This window comes from Nocardia vaccinii NBRC 15922 (genome assembly GCF_001613305.1).
Lineage (GTDB): Bacteria > Actinomycetota > Actinomycetes > Mycobacteriales > Mycobacteriaceae > Nocardia > Nocardia vaccinii.
Map to the genome: position 1 here is coordinate 54662 of NZ_BDCC01000060.1, position 22269 is coordinate 76930.

Sequence of the window (22269 nt, forward strand, 5' to 3'; positions counted from 1 at the left end):
CGACCGGAATACCCTGCGCCAGCGGCAATTCGGTGGATGTTTCCATCTGGACGGGAACATCCTTCCGGTCGTAGAATGGTTGGCGGTGCCACGCTGACCTCACTACGACCTGTCGGGACGCACTCCCCACAGCCATCACCTTCGGCGCGAAACGGTTCCTGCGTCTCGATTATCCGAATCATTCACGGAGACAAATAGTTTCCGGCTCGTTCGACTGCGTCGCGAGACCCGCGATCACCCCGGATGCTGCGTGCCCGGGGCTTCCCGACCCGAAATACCGTGCGCCTGCCGAGCCGCACACGACACCGGACCACAGATCGCGGAGACTCGCCATGACATCGGAAACCGAAGAGTACCAAGGAGCTTCGCCGGACGCGGTCCGGCAGCACTACGACGTGGGCACCGAATTCTATCGGCTCTGGCTCGACACCGGCCTGACCTATTCGTGCGCATTGTGGGCCGAGGGGGACGATCTCGACCGCGCACAGCGCCGCAAGCTCGACTACCTCATCGCCCAGGCCCACATCACCGGCGCCGAAAGAGTACTCGATATCGGCTGTGGCTGGGGCAGCCTGGCCCGCGCGATCGCGGATCGGCATCCACGCGCCCGCATCACCGGTCTCACCCTCAGCCACGACCAGTACGACTATGCCCGAACACATCCCGAGGATCGCTTCGACGCGCGCCTGGAGCACTGGAACGCGCACCGCCCCGATGAGCCGTACGATGCGATCTTCTGCGTCGGCGCGCTGGAACACTTCGTGCGATTCGGATTGTCACGCAAGGAACGCACCGATGCCTACCGCGCGTTTTTCGCGCATTGTCACGGCCTCCTGCATCCGGGCGGCGCGCTGGTGATCCAGACGATCGGCAAGGGCAACCGGCCGCTGGGGCCGGATTCACTCGCCGATACACAGTTCCTGGCGAACGAGATATTCCCGGAATCCGAACCTCCTCGTCTGGCCGAACTCGCCCACGCCGCGGAGAAACTCTTCGAATTCCGTTCGCTGGTCAACGACCGCGACGATTACGCGCGGACCTGCACGGAATGGCTGCGGCGCCTGCGGGCGCAGCGCGCCGCGGCGCAGCGGATCGCCGGGGCCACCGTCACCGAGGCGTACGAACGCTATCTCGAGGCATCCGCCCGGCAGTTCGATGCCGAACATCTCGTGCTGTATCGCATCGCGCTCCGCAAGGTGCCCACGTGATCGTCACATTGCGGCTGAATCCTCTTGCCCCAGGACCCTTTTGGGGTGCATGCCGTCGACCGCGCCCATGAACGGCGGATGGATGCTGTACCCCAGCATCCGGCGCATATCCTCCGACACCGCTCGCGCGGTCTGCCGACCCACGCCCAACGTGTACGCCTCCTGCGGCCGGAGCCAAGGCTCGCAGTACTGCACGGTCAAGCCCAGACGTGCAGCGCCCGAACGGTTCTCACCACCACCGTGCCACAGCGTACCCAGATAGAAGGCGCACGATCCGGCCGGCATCCGCGCGACGACCCGGGCATCGGCCGACGACGGCTGCTGTTCGCCATCCCAGCGATGGCTGCCGGGCAACAGCACCGTGCCGCCGTTGTCCTCGGTGAATTCGTCGATCGCCCACATCGTCGCCGCACTGAGTGCCGGGCGTGGCCGGGGCACCGGATAGAAACCGTCGTCGTGATGCGGCAACTGGGCCCGCTCGCCGGGCAGGATTTCGATCGCCTGCAGTTGCGAGAGCAGGTAATTCGGCAACAACAGCCGGTCGAGCAGGGCCAGCACCCGGGGATGTTCGACGAGCCCGTCGCAGGCACGGGTCTTGTCGACCAGGTTGTATGCCCGCCGGGTCCGCTCACCCTCGAAGGTATTGCGACCCGTCCGGCCGAGCAGCGGCGTCATCGCAGCACGCAGGCGCTCACACGCCTCAGCGGTGAGGAGATTTTCCCAGATGATGTACCCGTCCCGCTCGACGGCCGCGAGATCCGCCTCGACCACCGCGGGATCGACTACCCCGGCCGCGGCCGTCGCCCGGTGCCGTCGGGCCAGATCGACCCGTAGATCATCCAGACCGGTGATCACACCTACGGAATCCGGCGGATATGGGGAGTTCACGAGATGCCCCTCACACAGTGCGGACGAGCCGATCGGCCCACATCATTGTGAATTCCCCTGCCCGGTTGCGCAAGACGTCCCCGGACGAATGGTCAACGCGTGGAAGCGAATCGGTCGAGCGCGTCGGCTCGTCCGATCCGCTGCCCGGACCGGCCGTCAGCGGTAGACCACACTCCTGGCGCCCACCATGCGGATCATGCTGAGGATCGGCAGACCGATCACCAGATGTTCGATCCCCGTGGAGATGCCGACCCACACGTCGTCGGAGAGCACCAGTGGGATGATCACCGCTGCGGCAGTGAGGATTCCGACGATCCAGGTGAAGAACAATCCAGGTGTGGGCGTACCCATGCGCAGCAGGAACCACAGGGCTCCGGCGAGTATCGCGCAGAGGAATCCCACCACTGCGAACCAGTACGCATCCTCGGCCATCGGGTTCCACACCCCGAATTTCCCGCTCTGCGTGACCTTGGTGGCGATGACCTGGATAATCCACGCACACAGCCAGGCAGCGAGCGCCGTCACCACCGCCGCGGCCAGGACGCCCCCGATGAACTTGCCGGAGTCCAGTTCGGGTCCCTGCCGCTGCCGGGGCCGCCGATCCGGATACTGCCGCGGATCCGCATACTCGGCGTATTCCGGCTGGCGCTCCGGATACTCGGGCTGCCGATTCGGATATTCGGGCTGCTGATATCCGTACTCGGGCTGCTGATAGGCGTCGTATCCACGATCCCGTCCGTAGCCGGGCTCACGATAATTCCCTGGCTGATAGCCGGGTTCGTATCGTGCCGTGTGCTGGTCGCGCGGATCCCTGGGATTCAACCGCCGATCACCTCCGTAGAAAAGCATCCGTGTGCGTCGAGTGTAGGGCCTGACCCAATTCCTTGCTGAGAACTTCTACCCGCTGTCGAGACCTGTTACACGCCACCACGAACAACAGCCGCGAACGCGACTGCCGAACCGGTTACGGCATAACGAAATCCGCGCGCGGATTACCGCCTTCGAGAATGATTCGGGATCTACCGGCCCCTGCGGACGATTCGCGATCGTCACCGTGCCGACCAGGAGGGTTGACATGCGCCGAATCGCCCTGCTCGTCGATACCGTCCGGAATCCATGCGGCGACATCGTTTCACCGATCGTCGGTTGGACGGAATTCCAGCAGGCAGCGTTGGTCGGTCAGATCCACGACGGTGTCCATGGTCAGCCGATGCGAGGCCGTGAGAGTGCGGAATTCTTCGAGACGGCGTTCCCGGCCGCCGTACATCACCAGCATGGCGAGGTTGAATTCGGGAGTTGCCCGGATGTCGCCGATCGGTTCCATGATCAGCAGGCGGCTCGTCGGGTGCATGGCTTCGGTGCAGCGGGTCAGAATGCGGTGGGCGTGGTCGTCATCCCAGTCGTGGAGGATATCGACCAGTAGGTAGGCGTCCGCGCCGGTTGGGAGCGGATCGAAGAAGCTGCCTTCGGTGACCCGGGCGATATCCCGCTCGGCCAGTGGCGACGGTATGGGCGAGCTCCACGAACGCCAGCTCCGAGCGGCCGCCCGCGGCGTCGAGGTGGAGCAGGTCGATCAGGCCGTTCCCGGCGTCTGCGCACAGATTCGCGCCGTACTCGGTTGTGCGATAGCCGGTTCCGATCGGCTCGACGATGCCGAGCGTTGCCAGATGGGCGAGCAGCAGATCGAGCGCCACCGGTGCGACACTCAACTCGTCGGCGAGTTCGTCCACCTGAACCCCGTGGCCGACGAGGCGATCCGGCAGTCCCAGGGTGACCGCCACCCGCAATGCCATCGGCGTCGCCAATCCCGCCATCCGGCGGATCGACTCGACATCGTCCTGTCCCATGACATCCACTGTGCCGCAACGGCGGCGACCGGATGCGACCGGTCGCGGTCACCGATAGAGGTTTATCGCGAGCAGCGTCAGCCAGAGCACGACCACCCAGACGTCGGTGCCGATCCGGAGCCACCGCGGTGCGGTGCGCACCTCCATGAAGTGCCGGATGATCAAGCGGGACTTGATCATTCCGAGGGCGACGATAACGGTCACGAGAACGCTGTCCAGCACGGATCCGTCTCCCCGATTCTCGGGGGTCAGGCACCACGCGAGAACGGTGATCGCCACGAGCACGATCCATACGAGGACGATATTGCGCATTTCCGGCCGCAGCCGGCGTACGAGCGTCGTGGTCTGGGAGCTCACGGGTCACCTCATGAGATAGAGAATGGCGAAGATGACGACCCACAGCAGGTCCACCATATGCCAGTACGTCGCACCTTGCTCGACCATATGTGGTCGCCGAAGAACCGGATTCCGCAGCTCGCGCACGACGATTCCGAGGATCAGCAGGCCCAGGACGAGATGGGCAAGGTGGATTCCGGTCAGGACGAAATAGAAGCTGAAGAATTCATGGGAAACGGTGAAACCGTGCGTAATCTCCTGATGCCATTCGAAGACCTTGAGCGCCACGAACAGTACGCCACAGGCGCCCGCCGCCCATGTCAACCGTTCCGCCGACCGGGCGGCGCCGCGCCGGACCTCCTGCACCGCCATCGCCACGAGCATCGAGCTGGTCAGCAGAACGACCGTATTGGCAACACCCACAGCGAGGTTCAGATGCTTCTGCGCCTCGGCGAACCGATCCGGCGAGCGGTCCCGGAACACCATGTAGACGATGAAATAGCAGCCGAAGAAGAGCAGGTCTCCCAGCACCAGAACCCACATGTCCAGGTCACCGGGAAGCCGGCCTCCCACCGGGGGCGACGATTCCTCCAGCGCCTCGGACGCGTCTCGACCGGATATCGTCATCGCACGTCCTTTTGGGCGTAAAGTGCTGGTGCACTCGCCGTTTCGGCACGTCCCGCATTCCACATGATGAGCAGCAGGCAGCCGACCCAGATCCCGAAGATCACCACCGCGATATAGAACGTGATCATGCCGTTCCAGGCGAAGGCTCCGGCGTGGAACACCCACATCTGGGTGGCGAGCACCTCGGTGACGATCTGCCATATCGAGATGTAGGCAAACCACTTGGGAAATATGCGATTCCGGTCGTAGAGAATTGCGATGGCAATTACGGCATAGGCGGCGGTGAAACACCCCAGTGAGCCGTTGTAGGACAACATGCCCAGGTCGTAGAGCAGATGCAGGACCCGTGGCTCGCGATCCGGCCGGAATGTCGCGGTCAACCAGCAGACCAGCAGAACGTGAAATCCGGGAATGGCGCCCACTCCCATCGCGGCGATGTAGGCATAGGACAGAACCGGTCCCGAGGACATTCGTTTCATGAAATATCCGATGATGCCGTTGGAGATCGCCGCGCCCCCGGCGATCACCAGCAGTATCGCGAAGCCGATTCGAATGGTCGTGTGGTGCTGGGCGAACCAGTGTGCCACTTGGATATCGGTGACATCCGGCCGCGGCGGCGGCGTGGCCCGGCCCATGAATACCACTCCGGCGGAGAGCGCGCCGTAGAACACGGCGAATATCCAATAGCTGAGGTAGACGTCCGGTCGCATGCCGCGGGCGGGCGTCCCGCTCTCGGCCGGTTCGCCCGAGGCGGTGGACGTCACGGTGCTCATGCCCGGGCCTCGCGACGGTAGGACGAGCGCAGCACGAAGAACATCACCACGACGAACGCCGCGAACGCGATGTTGCGCAACCAGAACGACACCGCGCCGTTCCACGCCAGCGGACCGTCACGGAACACCGCCGCTCCCGCCGAGGGGGCCATCAGCACCGCCGTCACCAGCGAATAGTGCGCGACCCAGCGGGGGAACACCGGATCGCGGGCGTCGTCGAAATAGATCGCCAGCGCCAAGAGCACGAATTGGGCGACCAGCATGCCGATGGGTGCGATGAAGAAGATCCAGGCCAGATCGTTGAGCAGTTGGATGAGATCGGCGGACCGGTCCGTGCGGAACGCGGCCACGCCGAACAAGATGTCCGACAACGCGAACAGGGTAGCCCCGGCCACCACCGCGGACAGATACGAGAAGGCGAAGATGTGAGTCTGGCCCCGCATCCGCTGCATCCGGGCCAGGATCAGCACGAAGAAGGGCACGATCAGTATCCCGCAGAGATTGAATCCGACCATGCTGAGCCGGATCATCGCGGTGTGGTCGCGATAGAAATCGGCCACCTGCGTAGCGGTCATATTCGGCGACATCGGCGGGAAGAAACCCGGAAATGCCGCGAACAGCACCAGCAGTACGGCCGCGACAGCGGGGGTCGACCGGAGAATCACCTGCTGAGCCCGCAGATCCGTTGCCGCCGAGCGTTTCTCGTCTTCGAGGAGGACTCGCATACCCGCATTCCTTTCCGCCGGGCACGACACCGCAACCGGATGTGGATGCTCTCGCGGCGCGTGTCCGTGGCGGAAGCATGGCACCGATCCTGACGGTAGTCAATATTTGTGATGACCGTATAATGCTGCTATGTCCATTGTTTCGCGAGACCCCAAGCCTGACCATGGTCAGTCGAGAGCCGTTCCGACGCAGGCGCGCTCGCAGGCCAGCAGGAACGCGATCATGCAGGCGGCGCTCGCGCTGTGGCGCACGAAGGGGTTCGCGGACACCACCGTCACCGACATCTGCAAGGCCGCCGGCGTGTCGAAAGCACTGTTCTACGTGTACTTCTCGCGCCGCGAGGACGTTCTGCTCGCGGTCGAGGTCTTCACGATGCGCGACGCGCAGCTGGCCGCCGAGGCCGTTCTCGCCCGCCCGTACCAGCTGGTCGAGGTGATCGCCGCGATCATCGGCCCCCTGGAGAGCCAGATGCGCACCTACCCGCCCGAACTGGTCTTCGAGACCATCCTGGAGACGTACCGGCTCGAACGCCGCGCCCCGACCGACGATACGGCCCAGGACCAGCGCACCGCCCTGTTCCTGGAACCCTTCCGACAGGCCGAGCGCGACGGGAAACTGCCCGCGGGAACCGACGTCCCCCGCGCCGCGCACATCGCGCAGACGCTACTGACCGATAGCGTCAGACGTTGGGCCGCAAGCGAATTCAGAGGCGGGCCGCTTGCCGAACCACTCGCCGAGGAGATCGCCGAGCTGCTGTTCAGCCCGGCGGGTTAGCGCTCGCGCCCGGCCCACAGTCGCCGGCAGCGGACAGCACACGCACTGATGGTTTCGCTCGTGCGGCCACCCCCGGGGGAGCTCCGCAAGCACGCGCCGATACCCGACGTCCGCCACCTGATACGGGGCCCGTTCGGCGCCTCCGGTATCAGACGCGAGCGGGCATGCTGTCCCATCCGCGCACGGCGGAGGACGAGGAGAATATCGCCCGGTCGAGGTCGACCTCCCAGTCGGGGAAGCGATTCATGATCTCCTCCAGCGCTATGCGCGCCTCCAGCCGGGCGAGGGCATTGCCCAGACAAAAGTGCGCGCCGACACCGAAGGACAGGTGCTGGCGCGGTTCCCGGGTGATATCGAAGACTTCGGCGTCGGGTCCGAACTGACGCTCGTCGCGGTTGGCCGCGCCGATCAACGTCAGGATCGCGCTGCCTCGCGGCACGGTCCGGCCGTGGAATCGCACATCGTCGGTGACATAACGCGCTGCCTGCAGCGCGGGTGGTTCGAACCGCAGGATCTCCTCGATCGCTCCGGGCAGCAGGGTGCGGTCGGCCGCCAATCGACGGCGCTGATCGGGATGTTCGGACAGCAGTTTGCCCGACCAGCCGATGAGCCGGGTAGTGGTCTCGGCGCCGGCCACCGCGACGACGTTCATGAACATCAGCAGCTCGTCGCGCCGCAATGTACGCCGCACCCCGGTCTCATCGTCGAATTCGACGGTGAGCAGTTCGGTGGTGAGATCGTCCGCGGGATGGCTGATCCGCCAGTCCAGAAAATCGGCGAACACCTGGCCATCGGTGATCGGGCCGTCCGGGTTGTCGGTCATCCGGCCGCCACGCTCGGTCCGCACGAAACGCTCACCGTCCTGTTGGACCCTGCGTTGATAGTCCTCGGGTATGCCGAACAGCATGCCCACGACCCGCGCCGGCATCACCGCCCCCACATCTTTCACGAAATCCAGCGAATCGCCACCCACCAGCGGATCCAGGCACCGCACGGTGAACTCCCTGATCCGGGACTCGAGTGCGCGGATCTTGCGCGGGGTGAACGCCCGCGACAACAATTTGCGATGGAGGTCGTGGATCGGCGGATCCTCGAAGATCAGCACGCCGGGCGGAATCTCGATACCGGACTCGATGATCTCCAGAACGACGCCTCGCGCGGAGCTGAATCCCCGGTGATCGATGAGTGTGCGATTGACGTCCTCGAAACGGCTCAGCGCGTAGAAGTCGTGAACCTCGTTGTAGTACAACGGCGATTCGTCACGGAACCGTTTGAACATCGGGTACGGATCGGCATTGAGTACCGGATCCCAGGGGTCGTAGTAGAGCTCGCCGGTACTGGTCGTGGTCATCTGCGGTCCTTGCGGGAGGGGTCTCGCACCATCGTGGTCAGATCGTCAGGCCGTGCTTCTCGAAATGGCGGCTCAGCGCCTGCATGTACTCCTCGCCGTGGAACGGCCCCCGCGCACCGATGGCGGCCTGCAGGAATGGGCCGTACTCCTCGTCGTTGACGTAGGTGGACCAGTGCGTGATCCGCGCATCCTCGTTGGTCTCGACGAAGCTGATCGAGTAGAAGCCCATCCTCGCGCCATCGATCGTGGAGGTGCCCTCCCAGCGGTACCGCATCACGAATCCGTTGTCGGCAGCCCAGAGCTTGTACTCCACCGGCTTCCAATCCGGGAAGACCACCGAGTACGCCTTGGCCTCGACGGTGGCGGCCAGATCGAAGGAGGTGGCCACGTCTTTGAGCACCAGTTCCTGTCCGGCGACGAAGTAGGGCGAGGTGTAGACCGCGTCATCGGTGAACTCCCACTCGTCGTAGGTTTCGCCGTCCTGCACCTTCTGCAGGACGTATTTGTCGCGATAGCTCTCGGCCATCCGGCGGTGCTTGGCGATACGGTCCTCGGGCTTCATCGCGGACTCCTCCCGATCTCCCTGTGGCGGTGGATGTTTCGAAATATACACAACTGCATATGAAATACGGGTCTGTATTCGAGATTTGGGGACGTAGCCGACTCCGCTGTTCGGCGACCTGGGAAGATGGGCTGGTGGCAGAACGATGGACACGACAACGACGCGTCGAGCACACCCGGACCGTGCTGCTGGACGCCGCCGAGGAGGTCTTCGCCAAGCAGGGGTTCGGCGGAGCGGCGCTGGAGGATATCGCCGAGGCCGCGGGCTACACCCGCGGCGCCATCTACTCGCATTTCGGCACCAAGGAAGAGCTCTTCCTGGTCGTCATCGAGCGGTATATGCAGCAATTCCTGGACAGCTTCGCGGATGTGATCACCTCCTTCGACAATCTGCATGACCTGAACGTCGGCAAAATCGCCCAGCGGTGGCGGGAGTTGACCATCGCCGCACCGGATGCCGCCGCGCTGGGGCTGGAATTCTCGCTGTTTCTGCTGCGCAATCCGGATGCCCGGCATCGGTTGGCGGCCAAGCGCGAGGAGACCGCCCAATCACTCGCCCGGTACATCACCGAACACGTGGAGCGTCTCGGCGGCACGTTGCTGATGCCCGCCGAGACACTCGCGCATCTACTCATCGCGATCAACAACGGCATCACCATCAACGGACATATCGACGGCGCCGACCTGTTCGACCCCTTCCTGCAGATGGTGATGGCCAATGTCGTTCCCGGACAAACCGTTTCGGATCACCCCGAGGCCGGCAGCTCCATCTGCAAGTAGACCTCGACCCGCCGGATCCGGGCGTCCGCGGTGAACTCGTAGATGCTCACGGAGTTGACCACACCGCGGAAGTCGCCGATCCGGCTGCGCTCCTCGAGTTCCAGGAAGACGAGTCGAAATCGGTTGTCGGTGCCCGCCGCTAGGGTGGTCGCACGCACGGTGCGCAATGGGGAAGGATGGCGATGGCGAAGACGGATTTCCGGAAGACCCTGGACTCCTATCGAGCTGCTTCAGGCCGGTTCCGCGTGGTCGAGGTTCCGCCGATGCGCTACGTCATGGCCGACGGCCGGGGCGATCCGAACACCGCGCCGGAGTTCACCGCGGCGGTCGAGGCGCTGTATCCGGTGGCGTACAAGCTGAAGTTCGCCAGCAAACAGGATCTCGGCCGCGATTACGTCGTCATGCCGCTGGAGGGATTGTGGTGGTCCGAGCGGATGGCGACGTTCACCTCCGCGAGAGACAAGTCCCGCTGGAACTGGACGATCATGTCCATGGTTCCCGACTGGATCACCGACGAGATGTTCGAGGCTGCCGTCGCCAAGGCCGCCGCGAAGAATCCGGCCGTACCGGACCGGGTACGACTGGAAACCCTCGCCGAAGGCCGCTGTGTGCAGACCCTGCACATCGGTTCTTTCGACGACGAGGGAGAAACTCTCGCTCGCATGCACCACGAGTTCATCCCCGGCTCGGGCCTGGCGATGACCGGTCGGCACCACGAGATCTACCTCAGCGACTTCCGCCGGACCGCCCCGGCCCGGCTACGCACCATCCTGCGCCAGCCGGTCGAGCCGATCGCACAGGCACAGGCGTGAGCGGTGAGTCGGGCCGAGAGCGGACATCTTTCGAGGCGCACCCCACGAACGCGGCGCCGGCGCGGCGAGAACCGCTCAGGCGACCGCGGTGAGGTGTTCGGCGGAGCCGCCGATATCCGCGGACTCCGTACCGGTGAGGGTGCGGATGAAGGCCAGCTGCGCCGCGCGGCCGCGGGTGGCGGCGCGCTCGAATTGCCCAGGGACGGCACGGGTCCAGACGGTCCGGACGAGGTTGAAGGGTATGCGCAGCAACGGATACCACGGGACCACGACCGGAGGCAGTCCCAGTTCCCGCATCGCGCCGGAGCCCAGGAACATGGTGGCGATCGACAGATGCTGGGAGCGCGCGATGCGGCGACGCGGTCCGGTCAGGTAGCGATAGTGCCAGCCCAGCGGCTCGTCGAGCATCGGCATGGCCAGCTGCGCGGAGGTCTCGTCCGGGTTGGTGATCGCGGTCATCGTGTGGAACAGGATGCGGACGCTGTCTCGAAAATCGTTGGGCAGGAAGCGTTCCTGCACCCCCATCACCCAGCCGACATACCGCGTGAAATGCGCCATGGCATCGGCCTCACCCGGAGTCACGAGCATGCCGAGGCCGATCGCGCCCACCGTCGGCGCGATCAGCGCGCCGACCATGGTGGCGGCCATATCGGTCTGATTGATCGGCAGCCCCCACTCCGCACCGCGCCAGTCCGGCATGGCCGCCACATGCCGGCGCACCATCGAGTGAATCATCCGCACCCGGACCGTGGACCGAAAGCCGAGCCCCCGCGGCATCATGCCGCCCTCGGAGGAGACGTCCAACGCCCACTGGGTCGTCTCGGCGAAACGCTTGGCCGGCCCCTTCGCCAAAGCGCCTGTGCGCAAGAGCGTTTTGTTGAATCCCGAGGCCAGATACCCGCCCAGGAAGGACATGTCCCGCGCGACGTAGAGCGCGTCGCGGCCGCTGAGGCTCATCACCCGCTCGGCCCGCCGGATCTTGTCCCAGTCCACCCAGTCCGGCACGGCCTCGACATAGTCGAAGAACTCCCGCAGCGGAGCGGGCGCGTCCGGCACAGCCGCGATCCCCTCGCTCAGCGCGCGCTCGAACAGCGGCCGCGCGGTCGCCATCCCCTCGCGATACATCCAGTCCACCAGCTCGTCCATCGGCTCGTCGCCGATGGTCAGCGCCTCCCCCAGCTCCCGGAACTGGGCAGCGGTCGGCTCGCGCAGACCGAGCACCCGCGCGAACGGGCCGAGTCCCACACCGGGGACGGACCGGGGCGCCGCGGGATGCCGAGCAGGAATGGTCGAATCCATGATCTCTCCTTCGCCGCGGATGCCAGCACATCGGTCGGCGCTGCACCCGAACTTCTGGCAAGATCCTCTACCAGAATGGCAAATTTGGCAAGATCGCTTTCCAGACGTTCGCGGCGCCCCCGCGAGGGCACCGTGAACGGGCCGCTCAGAGGATGGCTGAACCGCTGATGATCCGCGCGGCTCGGCTCACCGGGCCGAGGCGGCCGCGCGTCGGCGGCGCACAACCACGACCCCGGCGACCGCGAGGACCAGGACGACCAGTCCGGCGAGGAGGTAGCTGGGGCCGCGCAGTGATTGTTCGAGACTGTGCCAATCGGCTCCGACGGCATACCCGGCCACGGCCAGGGCCGCCCCGTCCACGGCAGACAACCGGCGAGGGTGTACGCGCCGAAGCGCAGCGGCGGCATCGCGGCGATTCCGGCGGGCAGGGAGATGAAAGTACGGATGCCGGGCAGCAGACGCGCCCAGAACACCGACATCGCGCCGCGACGCACGAACCAGTCCTGGGCGCGATCGATCTCCTCGGGACGCAACAGCACGTAGCGACCCCAGCGGTGCAGCGCCGGCCGCCCGCCGTACCGGCCGATCAGCCAGGCCAGATAGCTGCCCGCGACGTTACCGGCGGTACCCGCGACGATCACCGCGATCAGATTCGGATGCGGACCGCTGACCGCACCGGCCGCCAGCGCTCCGCCGAGCATCATGGTCACCTCGGACGGAATCGGAAGACAGGCCGACTCCGCGGCCATCAGCACGAAGATCGCGATCAGCCCGTAGGACAGAATCAGTTGCTGCACAATGCCTCCCGTCGGCGGGCGAGGACATCGGACGGGGCGGGAAGCGGCATTCGCCGGCAGGGCACAGATCTGGTCGGTATCACACCGCCACAGTGGCCGAACGCCGCTGAGAGCACGCTGAGATCACCCTGGGCGAAGGTATGCGACTTCGCCGCATTTTTCAGCGGAGCCACAGGCCCGCATTCGACCTGACCGAACGAGCCGCGGATCGCCGCGCGCAAGGAGGCGACGGATCCGCGGCTCGGTCGATTCTCAACCGGCTTTCTTGTACGCCTCCACGACCTCGGCCTGGATGCGGCCGCGGCTGGAGACCGAATAGCCGTTCTTGCGCGCCCATTCCCGAATCGCCGCGGTCTGCTCTCGCTCGGCCGAGGAGCGGGACAGCTTCTGTCCCTTGCCCTTCGAAGTTCTGCCCGCCTTGCGTGCGTGCGGCGTCCACTGGTCGAAGATGCCGCGCAGTGCAGCAGCATTGAGCACCGACAGATCGATCTCGTATTCCACGCCGTCCAGAGCGAACAGCACGGATTCCTCTGCCGGTGACTTTCCGTCGTAGTCGTCCACGAGCTCGACTATGACCTTGCGGGCCATCGAAAAAATTCCCTTCCGTCGTGGTGAATCAACCAGAGCGGCAACCTTATCCCAGCGGAGATCACGCTCGACAACGGCATACGGCGGCCGGGGCGGGCAACGACCGAGCACGCGTCATGCCGGCCATCCGACCGATCGGGTTTTCACCGCAAGCCCACACCGCCGGTCTTCGACGAGTACGCCTATCCGCCGTCGACGTCCGCCCGTCACTGCGAGCCGAACAGGTCGGGAAGTCCGTCCGAGACCCGGTCCGGAAAATCCGGAACACATTTGGCCAGAAAAGATTCCACGCCCTCGCGGGCATCGCCCGAGGCCCCGCGCAGGTAGATGGCGAGGGATTCGGCGCGATGCGCGATCTGCGGGCTGTCCGCGCCGAGCATGCGCCAGATCAATTGCCGGGTCAGCGCGACCGAGACCGGCGCGGTGCCGGTGACCATCTCCCGGGCCAGTTCCAGAGCCCGTTCGAGCACCCGGTCGGCGGGCACGATCTCGCGCACCAGCCCGCGCTCGAGGGCCTCGGCCGCGGGCACCATGCGCCCGCTCAGGGTCCATTCCAGCGCGGTGGACACGCCGACGACGCGCGGCAGGAACCAGGTCGAGCACGCCTCGGGAACGATCCCCCGGCGAGTGAAGACGAAGCCGAATTTCGCGGTGTCCGAAGCGATTCTGATATCCGCGGGAAGGGTCATCGTCACCCCGACACCGGCCGCGGGGCCATTGATCGCGACGATCACCGGTTTGTTCGACCGATAGATCCGCAGCGATACCAGGCCGCCGGTGTCCGCGGGCGCGCCGCCGGTGTCCGGATCGTCGTCGAGTACGAACGTCTCCCCGCCCGCGCCGAGATCGGCTCCGGCGCAGAACGCGCGGCCGGTGCCGGTGAGCACCACCGCGCGCACCGAATCGTCCGCATCGGTCTCGTCGAATACCTCGATGAGACGTTCGCACATCGCGGTGGTGAAGGCATTGAGCCGGTCGGGGCGATGCAGCCGCACGATGGCGATCGCTCCCTCCCGCTCCAGCAGCACCTGGCCGTCGGCGTTCACGTCGGTGTCCGAGCTCATCGCACCCTCTCGAATCGATCTGCCGCATCGCGACGGCGGCCGCGACGCGAGGTATCGGTCAGCGTACCGCCGAGCGGCAGGCGGCGTTGGCGCAGTGCCAATTACCGCCGGGACCGATGGTCCCGCAGGTTCGGCGTATGGCTGCGAGTCACAATCGCTCCGCCCGGATCCACGAGGGCCTGCGCGAAAACGACTGGAGCACAACCGAACCGAGATACCTGCACAACCCGGGCCCGTGGCGCACACGGCTCCACGGGCCCGGCGATCCGGATTCAGCCGATCAGCGCCAGATCCTCGTCGGTGAGCCGCAGGTTCGCCGCGGCGATGTTCTGCTCGAGGTGCGCCGGGTCCGAGGTGCCGGGGATGAGCAGGATCGACGGCGACCGGGCCAACAGCCAGGCCAGCGCGATCTGCTGCACGGACGCGCCGTGCCGGGTGGCGACGGTCTCCAGATGTCCGGCGAGCAACGGCTGGAACCCGCCCACCGGGAAGAACGGCACGAATGCGATCCCGGCCTCCTCGCAGGCGTCGATCAGCGGATCCGCATCGCGCATCGCGACGTTGTAGGCGTTCTGCACGCACACGAACGGCGCGAGGTCGCGAGCCTGGTCGAACTGGGCCCGAGTGATATTCGAGATGCCCAGATGCGTGATCAGGCCCTCCTCCTGGAGCTTCGCCAGGGCGGTCAGCGGCTCCTCGAGCGAACCCTCGGCGGGCGCGATCGCCTCACCCAGCCGCAGATTCACCACATCCAACCGGTCCACGCCGAGGGTTTTCAGATTCGCCTCGACGTTCTGCCGCAGGCCGTCGGGGGTCAGCCCCGGCGGGATCCCGGCGAACTTGGTGACCAGCACCAGATCCTCCGGATACGGGTGCAGCGCCGCCCGGAGCAGTTCGTTGGCGTTCATCCCGTCGCGGTCGTAGAACTGCGAGGTGTCGAAGTGGTTCACGCCCAGTTCCACCGCGCGCCGCAGCAGCGCGATCGCGGTGTCGCGGGTCGGCTGTTTACCTTCCGGCCAGCCCGTCAGCTTCATGGTGCCGAAACCCATCCGGTTCACCCGGAACGATCCCAAACGCCCCTCGCCCGCCGCACGGGCCGATATCGTCTGTGCCTCAGTCATGTTCATCAGCCTGGCCGATCGGGATGCGCGATGTCCGCATTCGGCAACAAGCTGCCACACGTTGACGACCAGGGCGAACAACACGACACTCGAACCATGGCCCAGACGCAATCGGTCACCGTCGTGCGCGGTAACCAGGAACTATCCGAGCGCGCCGCGCACCTGTTCGAGGCCACCGCGGTCAGTTTCGACTGCGCCGCCAAGGACCACGCGACCTGGCACAACGGCCGCCATCACACGCTGGGTCCCGGCGTCGCGCTGCGCAAGCTCTACCGGCCCTCGGCGCTACTGGACCCGTCGCTGTCACAACATCTGCACACCATGGTCGAGCGCGGCGCGGGGGTGCGGATCAGCGATGAGGACATCAGCGAGACCATCATCCTGGATCGGCGGGTGGCCATCCTCGCCGGGGACACCTCCTACGGGCTGCGCAGCTACAGCATCGTGACGGTCCCGGAGGTGGTGCACGGGGTGGCCTCGCTGTTCGACGCGACCTGGCGCGCGGCAACGGAATTCGCCGTCTACGACCGCGATCTGGCCGAATTGCGCAGGCTTGCACCGCGCATCCTGGATCAGCTCAACACCGGCGCCACCGACGAGGCCGCCGCACGCGTCCTGGGACTGTCGGTGCGCACCTACCGTCGGCGCGTCGCCGAACTGATGAGCGCTCTCGGAGCGGGTTCGCGATTCCAGGCCGGCGCTCGTGCTCAGGAACTCGGGCTCATCTGAGCCGTCTCTCGCCGAATACCCGTTGACCCGGCGGTTCACCACACCCGCTGGGGCCACGGCGAGCAGGTCGTCAGTTGGGATACCAGCTGGCGAAGGGGCGAGCGGGATCGAAGGTGACCGGGAGTGTTGTCAGGGCTCGGTGGAAAGGCCCTGGGCGCCAACTCAATTCGCTCGGATCGATCGAAAGTTCGATCTCGGGCAGGGCGTCGAGAAGCTGATCCACACCGTCCTGGGCGATCAGATAGGCCGACTGGCGAGCGGGACAGGCGTGCGGCCCCGCGCCCCAGGCCAGGTGGGATCGGTTACCGGTGTAGTCGCCGCCGCCGATGGCCGGGTCGTTGTTGCACGCCGCGATACTGATGATCACCGGCTGGTGGGCGGGCAGCCACACATCGTCGAGCAGGACCGGCTGGCGCGGATAGGTCATGCAGAAATTCGCGAGCGGCGGGTCCAGGAACAAGACCTCGTCCAGCGCGTCGCGGGTGGACAGGCTGCCACCGAGCAGGCTGCCCGCGAAACGGTCGTTGGTCAGGATCAGCAGCAGCGTATTGGCGATGAGGTTGTGCACCGGCTCGACGCCCGCGCCGTACAGCGGCACGAGTTGCTCGATGACCTCCTGATCGTCGAAGCCCGCCGGATGCTGGATCAATCGGGTGGTGACGTCCTCGCCGGGCTCGGCACGTTTGCCCGCCACGAGTTCGCTCAGCGCCTCGATCAGCATCATGTTCCCCGCCGCCGCATCGTCCCCCTCGAAGATGGTCATGATGCCCGTGCTGACCCGCCGGCCGATCTCGGGTGAGCAGCCGAGCATCGCGTTGACCACCTGAAAGGCCAGCGGCCGTGCGTAGTCGACGATCAGGTCGGCGGAACCGGCCTCGCAGAACTGTGCAATCAGCGGTACCGCGATCCGCTCCACCACCGCGTGCATGCCGTGCAGATCGACCGCCGAGAGAGCCGCGACGTTGGCATCCCGGTATCGCCGATGTTCCTCACCCGAACTGCGCATCGCATTCGGCCGCCACGCCAGCATCGGCTTCACCGGACATTCATCCGCAACGTTCTTCTCCCACGACCGCGGATCGACCGGAAAACGCGCGGGATCGTGCAGAATCTGCACCGCGGTGCGGTAACCGATCACCAGCGTGGCGGGAACCTCCGGCGACAACTCGACCGGAACCAGCGATCCGTAGCGCTTGCGCATATCCCGGTAGCAATCGTGCGGCATGGCCGCGAATTCCGGGCTGTACAGGGCGGTGCGATCACCATCGGAGTACATCGGCGGATTGATCATTCAGGCTTCACCTCGACCTCGGTCCGGTCGTGCAGACGGACGGCACGGCAGGTGCAGCCGGTCCGTCGGCGTGGACGTTCTGTTCGTGCGTGCCGTGTGCGACATATCCTCGATCAGGGTTGTAATCGGTTGAGCACGAGCGGAAACGGAGCACGGCTGTATGCCCTGACCTCGAATGTCATTGCTCCTCACCCATTCCTGAGCCAGCAGCATAGCAGTGGTGATCGACTTCGTATCGATGACCGCACGGCCGGCGCCGCGGCGATCGGCGATTGTCCTACCGCCGAATCGGATTCGCTGCGCGAAGGTCCGGGGCCACTCGACTCCGAAGCCGGTATCACCCTCGGATTCCGCGTCTACCAGCGGGTAAAGTACGGGGACGGGTCGGCGGGCGGATGAGGTAGGGCGGGTGATTGCGATGGTGGGCGACCGCGTTGCCATTGCCGAACGCTTGCTGCGGCTGGCCGGTCGCGTCGTCGCGGTGGGGTACCTCATCGGTCTCGTGCTCCTCGTACCCGATATGGGCGATCAGGCCCGGATGACCGCGATGTGGTGGACCCCGTTCGCCGTCGCGGTGGTGTTCGGACCCGGACTTGCCGTGGGCGCATTGAGCTTTCATCCCGATTCGGTGTGGATGCGGCGAGCCGCGATGCTCGCCGCGGTGGGCTTTCCCGTGGCGAACGGGGCCTGGCTGATCGCCTGGCGGCACCTGCCACTGCATGCCGATCAGTGGCTCGCGGACGTTCCGGCGCTTGCCGGACTGTCCGCGGCGGTCGCCTGGCCCGCGTGGGCGAGTCTGCTGACGCTCGTCGTCGCGGCGTTCACCGCCACGGTCGTGAACTACACCGGCCGGGCGCCGGAGGTGAACGTGCCGTTCGTGCCGGATCTGCTCTACGCCTGCGGCTACAGCGCCCTGTTCGTGGCCGGGCTGCTGATGTTCGTTCGCACGGGCCGTCTCCTGCAGACGATCCAGACCGACGCGTTCCGGGGCGCCGCGTCGGCGGCCGCCATGCGCGGCCGCGCCGACGAGCGCGCACGATTCGCCGCCTTGACCCACGACTGGGTGATGTCCACCCTGCTGACCGCCGCCCGGGGCGGCGAGCGAGACACCGTGCGGCGGCAGGCGTTACGAACACTGAACTACCTCGACGACCTCGAATATCCGTTCGGGCGAGTGCTCGACGCGCGCGATGCCGCCGCCCGGTTGCGAGCGGTGATCAACCAGATCGAGCCGAAACTGCCGGTCGCGATCGAGCTCGCGGCCGACGCCGAGCGGTGGGCTTTCCCCGCCGCGGCGGTGAGCGTGACCGCCGCGGCCGCCGGCGAGGCGGTTCGAAACAGCCTGCGGCACGCGGGCATCGGCGTATACCGCCACGTCGGCATCCGCCTCGGCGGCGGCGGATTCCAGGTGGTGGTCACCGACGACGGCGTCGGCTTCGACCCCGTCGCCGAGCGTCCGGACCGGCTCGGCATCACGCTCAGCATCCGGGCCCGGATGCGACAACTGGGCGGCGGCAGCGCTGCGATAACGTCCCGTCCCGGCGCGGGAACCACAGTCCGACTGCGCTGGTCGGGACCGCCGATCGATCGCCGCGCCGCCCTGGACGAATACGGCGGTCCGACTGCGAAATCCGCTGCGCCGCTGAGTATGCGGACCTTGCTCGGCATGCGCACACCCGCCGCCCGGCTGCTCGTCGGGTGCTACCTGGTCGCCTACGCCGCCTCGATCGCGACCACCCCGGCGCTGATCTCCGCGCCGTGGCCGGCCCTGGCCTGTCTGCTCCTGACCACGGCGGCGATGGCCGCGATCCTCGCCACGCCGGGCGACCCGCCGTCACTCGGAGTCTCGCTGGCCATCCTCGGCGCGGGCGGACCGGCCCAGTTCGCGATCGTCTCCGCCGTGGACTCGATGTGGCACGACACGACCGTGCAGGAATGGTCCCTCGGCTCCGCCGCGGTGGTGTGCACCTTCCTGTGCCTGCGCGGCCGCGTCGTATTCAGCTGGCTCGCAATGGCATTCGTCTTCACCGAATTCGCGATCCGGGTCGGCCTGCCCGCCGATGGCGCCCGCGGGTTCACCGTCCCGTTCCTGTATCTCGCCCCGCTGGTCGCCGCGACGTTCTTCGCTCGCGTCATCCGCCCGGTCGCCAGCACCGTCCTGGATCTGCGCGCGGACACCCTGCACCGGATCTCCGCTGAAGCCGCCGAAGCCGCCGCGATCGCCGAACGGGATCGGCAGCTGCATCGACTCGGCCGACTCACCCGGCCCCTCCTGGAGCAGCTCGCCGGTTCCGAATCCATCGACGACGTCCGGGACGAGTGCGCTCTGCAGGAAGCCGAACTACGCGATGCCCTGCGAGCTCCCCTGCTCGCGCACTCCCCGGTCGTCGCCGCCGCCCGCGCCGCCCGCGGCCGCGGCGTCCAAGTGCTGCTGTACGACGAGCACGGACTCGACGACGTCACCGAGCAGGTCCTGCAGCGCCTGCGCACAGTGGCCGTCGCCGAACTCGACCGTGCCCGAGACGGTTCCGTCGTCGTCCGCATCCAACGCCCCGGCCGCCGCCCCCTGGTCACCATCGTGGCCAACGGTTCGGACGGCACCCACCGCACCGAACTCGATCAGCACGCGCGTCCGCTGGAACAACTCCTCGACACTCGCTCGGCCCGGGCGCACCCGTGACCGATCGCGCCGCCGACATCCGGGCACGACGAGCGCGCGGCGAGCATGCACGCCACGTCGACGAGTGCGAATCCGAGACCGTCGGCGTACAGATGCGCGATCTCGGGCACGAGATCGCCGGTGTCGTCGAACTGTCCGGTGAGCACGATCTCCGCCAGCGTCATCCCGATGAGAGCCTGCTCACGAGAGAGGCGCAACCGAGTGGGCAGGTACGACAAGATCCACATTCCGCGGTGAGATTCGGGAAGGTCGACGCGGAAGGCCACCTCCAGAATCCGGTCACTCGTGATCAGCCATTCGGTCTCATTGATGGTCATATCGACTCGATTCCGTAGGTTCGCCGGAATTTCTGCGGTGTTTGCCGCAAGAATCGCCCGCGAACAATGTCGGCACAAGAATTCCTCGGTCCGTTCGCGGGCCGCGATGCGGTTTTGCACGCTGTGCGGGCAGAACGACGCGAGAAAAGGACACGGTCTGCCTCACCGAGATAATCTGAGGGTCTCGCTATAAACGAATACGGGATTCAGGGACCGGTGGTTCGCATGCCGAACAGCCCACAGAGCACCAAACACGCCCGGCGTGTGGCCCACGCGGTCCAGCTTGCGGGAGGATCCGACCATCAAGCCGCACTCGCCGTACACCACCAGTGCGGCCTGTCGCTGCTGCGGGCGCATCGGATCGCGCGCGGGTACACCCTCGTCGAGGCCGTCGAGCTGCTGAAGGACGTGCTGGCATCGCGCGGAACACCCAGCGCGGGACTGAGCCATCAGCGCCTGTCGCAGTGGGAGCACGGCCAGGACGTGCCGACGCCGCGATATCTGGACGCGCTCTGTTACCTCTACCGAACCAGACCCGACCGGCTCGGTTTCGGGAACGACTACTCGGACCTGGAGCCCCTCTCGCACAACGGAATTCAGGACGCCATGGATCGACGCCACTTCCTCGGTCTCGCCTCGGCGAGCGCCGCGGCCGTCACGGCGCACCCGGCCGCGGAGCTGTTCGGCGAGGAGATCGGCTCGTCGGGCGCGCGGCCCACCACCGCGGCGCAGGTCGCCTTGCTGGAAGAGCGGACCGAGCGGATCGGATACCACTTGTACACCGCGCCGGCGGATTTCATCCCCGCCCGGATGGTGGATCTGGCCCGCATCCAGACCTGCCTGCTGACCACCCGAAGCGAGGAACTGCGGCGCAGACTGCATCGGCTGTACGCCAAGAATGCCGGACTGATAGCCATGCGGCTCACCGATGTGGCGGGCGCGGGCGATGCGTTCGCGTGGTACGGCATCGCCCGGCGCGCGGCCCGGCGCGCGCAGGACGACGCCGTACAGGCGTGGATCGCCGCATGGACCTGTGACGCGTGCGCGGGCTATGGCCGGCTCGACCTCGGCCTGGCCGCCGCGCGCGCCGCACAATCGGCCGGAGCCGAACGCGCCAACTCGGCGACGGTGTTGGGTTTTCTCACCGAGGCGGGGGTACAGGCACGTTCGGGTCGACATCGCGAAACACTCGAGGCGGTGCGCAAGGCCGATCGGATGTTCGACCGCCTGCCCGAAAAAGCAACCGCCGCTGACGGTTTCCACGCCAGCGAGTATCTGCTGCGCTGGCATCAGGCCAACGCCCTGGCGCTGGTCGGCGCGCACGAGCACGCGACGCCGTTACGTGAGCGGGTGCTGGAACTACCGGTGGCCCGACACGACCGGGTCGGACTGGCACTCCTGCAACTCGACGGCGCCGCGGCCGGCCTGGACGCGGGACAGGCCGAGCAATGCTGCCATACGATCGGCAGCATATGGAGCCGGCTCCCCGACGACCTGCGCTTCGGTCTGGTCCACGAACGGATCGTCGAACTCCTGGACGCCCTCGAATCGCGCCGCATCGCCATACCCGAGGCGGCCGAGGTTCGTCAGCTGCTCGAGGTGTCGTCCACCGAACACAGGACCTTGCCCGCATCGGCTCGCCACCACTGAGGTCCCGACTACCGCCCGGGCGAGGTGTTCGCCGAGGACATGCCTCGACG

Annotated in this window: 25 protein-coding genes; 7 read left to right on the plus strand and 18 right to left on the minus strand. The window is 66.4% G+C overall.

Features of this window, described 5'->3' with window-relative positions; all coding sequences use genetic code 11:
- Positions 1 to 332 precede the first annotated feature (332 nt).
- Positions 333 to 1208: an SAM-dependent methyltransferase gene (locus NV1_RS31745; RefSeq protein ID WP_067899840.1), complete on the plus strand. Its 876-nt coding sequence runs from the start codon at positions 333 to 335 to the stop codon at positions 1206 to 1208.
- 3 nt (positions 1209 to 1211) lie between these two features.
- Here the strand turns inward: NV1_RS31745 and NV1_RS31750 are convergent, their stop codons facing one another.
- The 8 genes from NV1_RS31750 to NV1_RS31780 form a co-directional block, all read right to left on the minus strand.
- Complete coding sequence (locus NV1_RS31750; RefSeq protein ID WP_245714024.1) at positions 1212 to 2096, minus strand: phytanoyl-CoA dioxygenase family protein; 885 nt, start codon at positions 2094 to 2096, stop codon at positions 1212 to 1214.
- A 156-nt stretch (positions 2097 to 2252) separates the two neighbouring features.
- A complete protein-coding gene (locus NV1_RS31755) occupies positions 2253 to 2945 on the minus strand; it encodes a hypothetical protein (protein ID WP_067899843.1) in 693 nt (230 codons plus the stop codon).
- Between the two features lie 283 nt (positions 2946 to 3228).
- A complete protein-coding gene (locus tag NV1_RS45245) occupies positions 3229 to 3606 on the minus strand; it encodes a methyltransferase (protein WP_218027265.1) in 378 nt (125 codons plus the stop codon).
- A complete protein-coding gene (locus NV1_RS45250; protein WP_218027259.1) occupies positions 3488 to 3943 on the minus strand; it encodes a methyltransferase family protein in 456 nt (151 codons plus the stop codon). Before NV1_RS45250 ends, NV1_RS45245 begins: the two co-directional genes overlap by 119 nt.
- Positions 3944 to 3991: 48 nt before the next feature.
- Complete coding sequence (locus tag NV1_RS31765) at positions 3992 to 4300, minus strand: cytochrome C oxidase subunit IV family protein (protein ID WP_245714025.1); 309 nt, start codon at positions 4298 to 4300, stop codon at positions 3992 to 3994.
- Positions 4301 to 4303: 3 nt separating this feature from the next.
- The gene (locus NV1_RS31770) at positions 4304 to 4906 is read right to left on the minus strand and encodes a cytochrome c oxidase subunit 3 (RefSeq protein ID WP_067899847.1); all 603 of its coding nucleotides are present in this window, start codon (positions 4904 to 4906) and stop codon (positions 4304 to 4306) included.
- Positions 4903 to 5679 (minus strand): hypothetical protein, encoded by a 777-nt coding sequence (locus tag NV1_RS31775; RefSeq protein WP_067899850.1) that lies wholly within the window; start codon positions 5677 to 5679, stop codon positions 4903 to 4905. Before NV1_RS31775 ends, NV1_RS31770 begins: the two co-directional genes overlap by 4 nt.
- On the minus strand, positions 5676 to 6404 hold the full coding sequence (locus tag NV1_RS31780) for a hypothetical protein (protein WP_067899854.1): 729 nt from the start codon (positions 6402 to 6404) through the stop codon (positions 5676 to 5678). Before NV1_RS31780 ends, NV1_RS31775 begins: the two co-directional genes overlap by 4 nt.
- A gap of 130 nt (positions 6405 to 6534) precedes the next feature.
- Here NV1_RS31780 and NV1_RS31785 point away from each other — a divergent pair, with 130 nt between their 5' ends.
- Positions 6535 to 7179: a TetR/AcrR family transcriptional regulator gene (locus NV1_RS31785; protein WP_084526043.1), complete on the plus strand. Its 645-nt coding sequence runs from the start codon at positions 6535 to 6537 to the stop codon at positions 7177 to 7179.
- Between the two features lie 148 nt (positions 7180 to 7327).
- On the opposite strand, the gene NV1_RS31790 is transcribed toward NV1_RS31785, so the two are convergent.
- Together NV1_RS31790 and NV1_RS31795 are read right to left on the minus strand one after the other, a co-directional pair.
- A complete protein-coding gene (locus tag NV1_RS31790; protein ID WP_067899859.1) occupies positions 7328 to 8530 on the minus strand; it encodes a cytochrome P450 in 1203 nt (400 codons plus the stop codon).
- 37 nt (positions 8531 to 8567) lie between these two features.
- A complete protein-coding gene (locus NV1_RS31795; RefSeq protein ID WP_067900055.1) occupies positions 8568 to 9092 on the minus strand; it encodes a nuclear transport factor 2-like protein in 525 nt (174 codons plus the stop codon).
- Positions 9093 to 9226: 134 nt separating this feature from the next.
- On the opposite strand from NV1_RS31795, the gene NV1_RS31800 reads away from it, so the two are divergent.
- Positions 9227 to 9871 carry a TetR/AcrR family transcriptional regulator gene (locus NV1_RS31800; RefSeq protein ID WP_067900057.1) on the plus strand — a complete coding sequence of 215 codons (645 nt, stop codon included), beginning with the start codon at positions 9227 to 9229 and terminating at the stop codon, positions 9869 to 9871.
- Here NV1_RS31800 and NV1_RS31805 read toward each other — a convergent pair.
- Positions 9838 to 10038 (minus strand): hypothetical protein, encoded by a 201-nt coding sequence (locus tag NV1_RS31805; RefSeq protein ID WP_067899862.1) that lies wholly within the window; start codon positions 10036 to 10038, stop codon positions 9838 to 9840. The genes NV1_RS31800 and NV1_RS31805 overlap by 34 nt on opposite strands.
- Positions 10039 to 10053: 15 nt before the next feature.
- Here NV1_RS31805 and NV1_RS31810 point away from each other — a divergent pair, with 15 nt between their 5' ends.
- Positions 10054 to 10683, plus strand: a complete 630-nt coding sequence (locus NV1_RS31810; protein WP_218027260.1) for a GyrI-like domain-containing protein — start codon at positions 10054 to 10056, stop codon at positions 10681 to 10683.
- A gap of 75 nt (positions 10684 to 10758) precedes the next feature.
- Here NV1_RS31810 and NV1_RS31815 read toward each other — a convergent pair whose 3' ends face one another.
- From NV1_RS31815 to NV1_RS31835, 5 genes are all read right to left on the minus strand, one after another.
- Complete coding sequence (locus NV1_RS31815) at positions 10759 to 11928, minus strand: oxygenase MpaB family protein (RefSeq protein ID WP_245714032.1); 1170 nt, start codon at positions 11926 to 11928, stop codon at positions 10759 to 10761.
- Positions 11847 to 12779 carry a DedA family protein gene (locus NV1_RS31820; RefSeq protein ID WP_245714026.1) on the minus strand — a complete coding sequence of 311 codons (933 nt, stop codon included), beginning with the start codon at positions 12777 to 12779 and terminating at the stop codon, positions 11847 to 11849. The genes NV1_RS31815 and NV1_RS31820 overlap by 82 nt, the downstream gene beginning before the upstream one ends.
- 252 nt (positions 12780 to 13031) lie before the next feature.
- Positions 13032 to 13367 (minus strand): histone-like nucleoid-structuring protein Lsr2, encoded by a 336-nt coding sequence (locus tag NV1_RS31825; protein ID WP_067899872.1) that lies wholly within the window; start codon positions 13365 to 13367, stop codon positions 13032 to 13034.
- A 206-nt stretch (positions 13368 to 13573) separates the two neighbouring features.
- The gene (locus tag NV1_RS31830; protein ID WP_067899874.1) at positions 13574 to 14431 is read right to left on the minus strand and encodes an enoyl-CoA hydratase-related protein; all 858 of its coding nucleotides are present in this window, start codon (positions 14429 to 14431) and stop codon (positions 13574 to 13576) included.
- Between the two features lie 272 nt (positions 14432 to 14703).
- Positions 14704 to 15552: an oxidoreductase gene (locus NV1_RS31835; protein WP_218027261.1), complete on the minus strand. Its 849-nt coding sequence runs from the start codon at positions 15550 to 15552 to the stop codon at positions 14704 to 14706.
- A gap of 96 nt (positions 15553 to 15648) precedes the next feature.
- On the opposite strand from NV1_RS31835, the gene NV1_RS31840 reads away from it, so the two are divergent.
- Positions 15649 to 16281 (plus strand): helix-turn-helix transcriptional regulator, encoded by a 633-nt coding sequence (locus NV1_RS31840; RefSeq protein WP_067900063.1) that lies wholly within the window; start codon positions 15649 to 15651, stop codon positions 16279 to 16281.
- A gap of 70 nt (positions 16282 to 16351) precedes the next feature.
- Here the strand turns inward: NV1_RS31840 and NV1_RS31845 are convergent, their stop codons facing one another.
- Positions 16352 to 17572, minus strand: a complete 1221-nt coding sequence (locus NV1_RS31845; RefSeq protein ID WP_067899877.1) for a cytochrome P450 — start codon at positions 17570 to 17572, stop codon at positions 16352 to 16354.
- A 418-nt stretch (positions 17573 to 17990) separates the two neighbouring features.
- On the opposite strand from NV1_RS31845, the gene NV1_RS31855 reads away from it, so the two are divergent.
- Entirely contained in the window at positions 17991 to 20252 is a 2262-nt protein-coding gene (locus tag NV1_RS31855; RefSeq protein ID WP_067899883.1) for an ATP-binding protein, read from the plus strand.
- On the opposite strand, the gene NV1_RS44015 is transcribed toward NV1_RS31855, so the two are convergent.
- Positions 20192 to 20569: a hypothetical protein gene (locus tag NV1_RS44015; protein WP_157117490.1), complete on the minus strand. Its 378-nt coding sequence runs from the start codon at positions 20567 to 20569 to the stop codon at positions 20192 to 20194. The two genes, NV1_RS31855 and NV1_RS44015, sit on opposite strands and share 61 nt — an antisense overlap.
- 225 nt (positions 20570 to 20794) lie before the next feature.
- Here NV1_RS44015 and NV1_RS31865 point away from each other — a divergent pair, with 225 nt between their 5' ends.
- Positions 20795 to 22219, plus strand: coding sequence for a helix-turn-helix domain-containing protein (locus NV1_RS31865; protein WP_067899889.1), 1425 nt, complete (start codon positions 20795 to 20797; stop codon positions 22217 to 22219).
- The last annotated feature ends 50 nt before the right edge of the window (positions 22220 to 22269 follow it).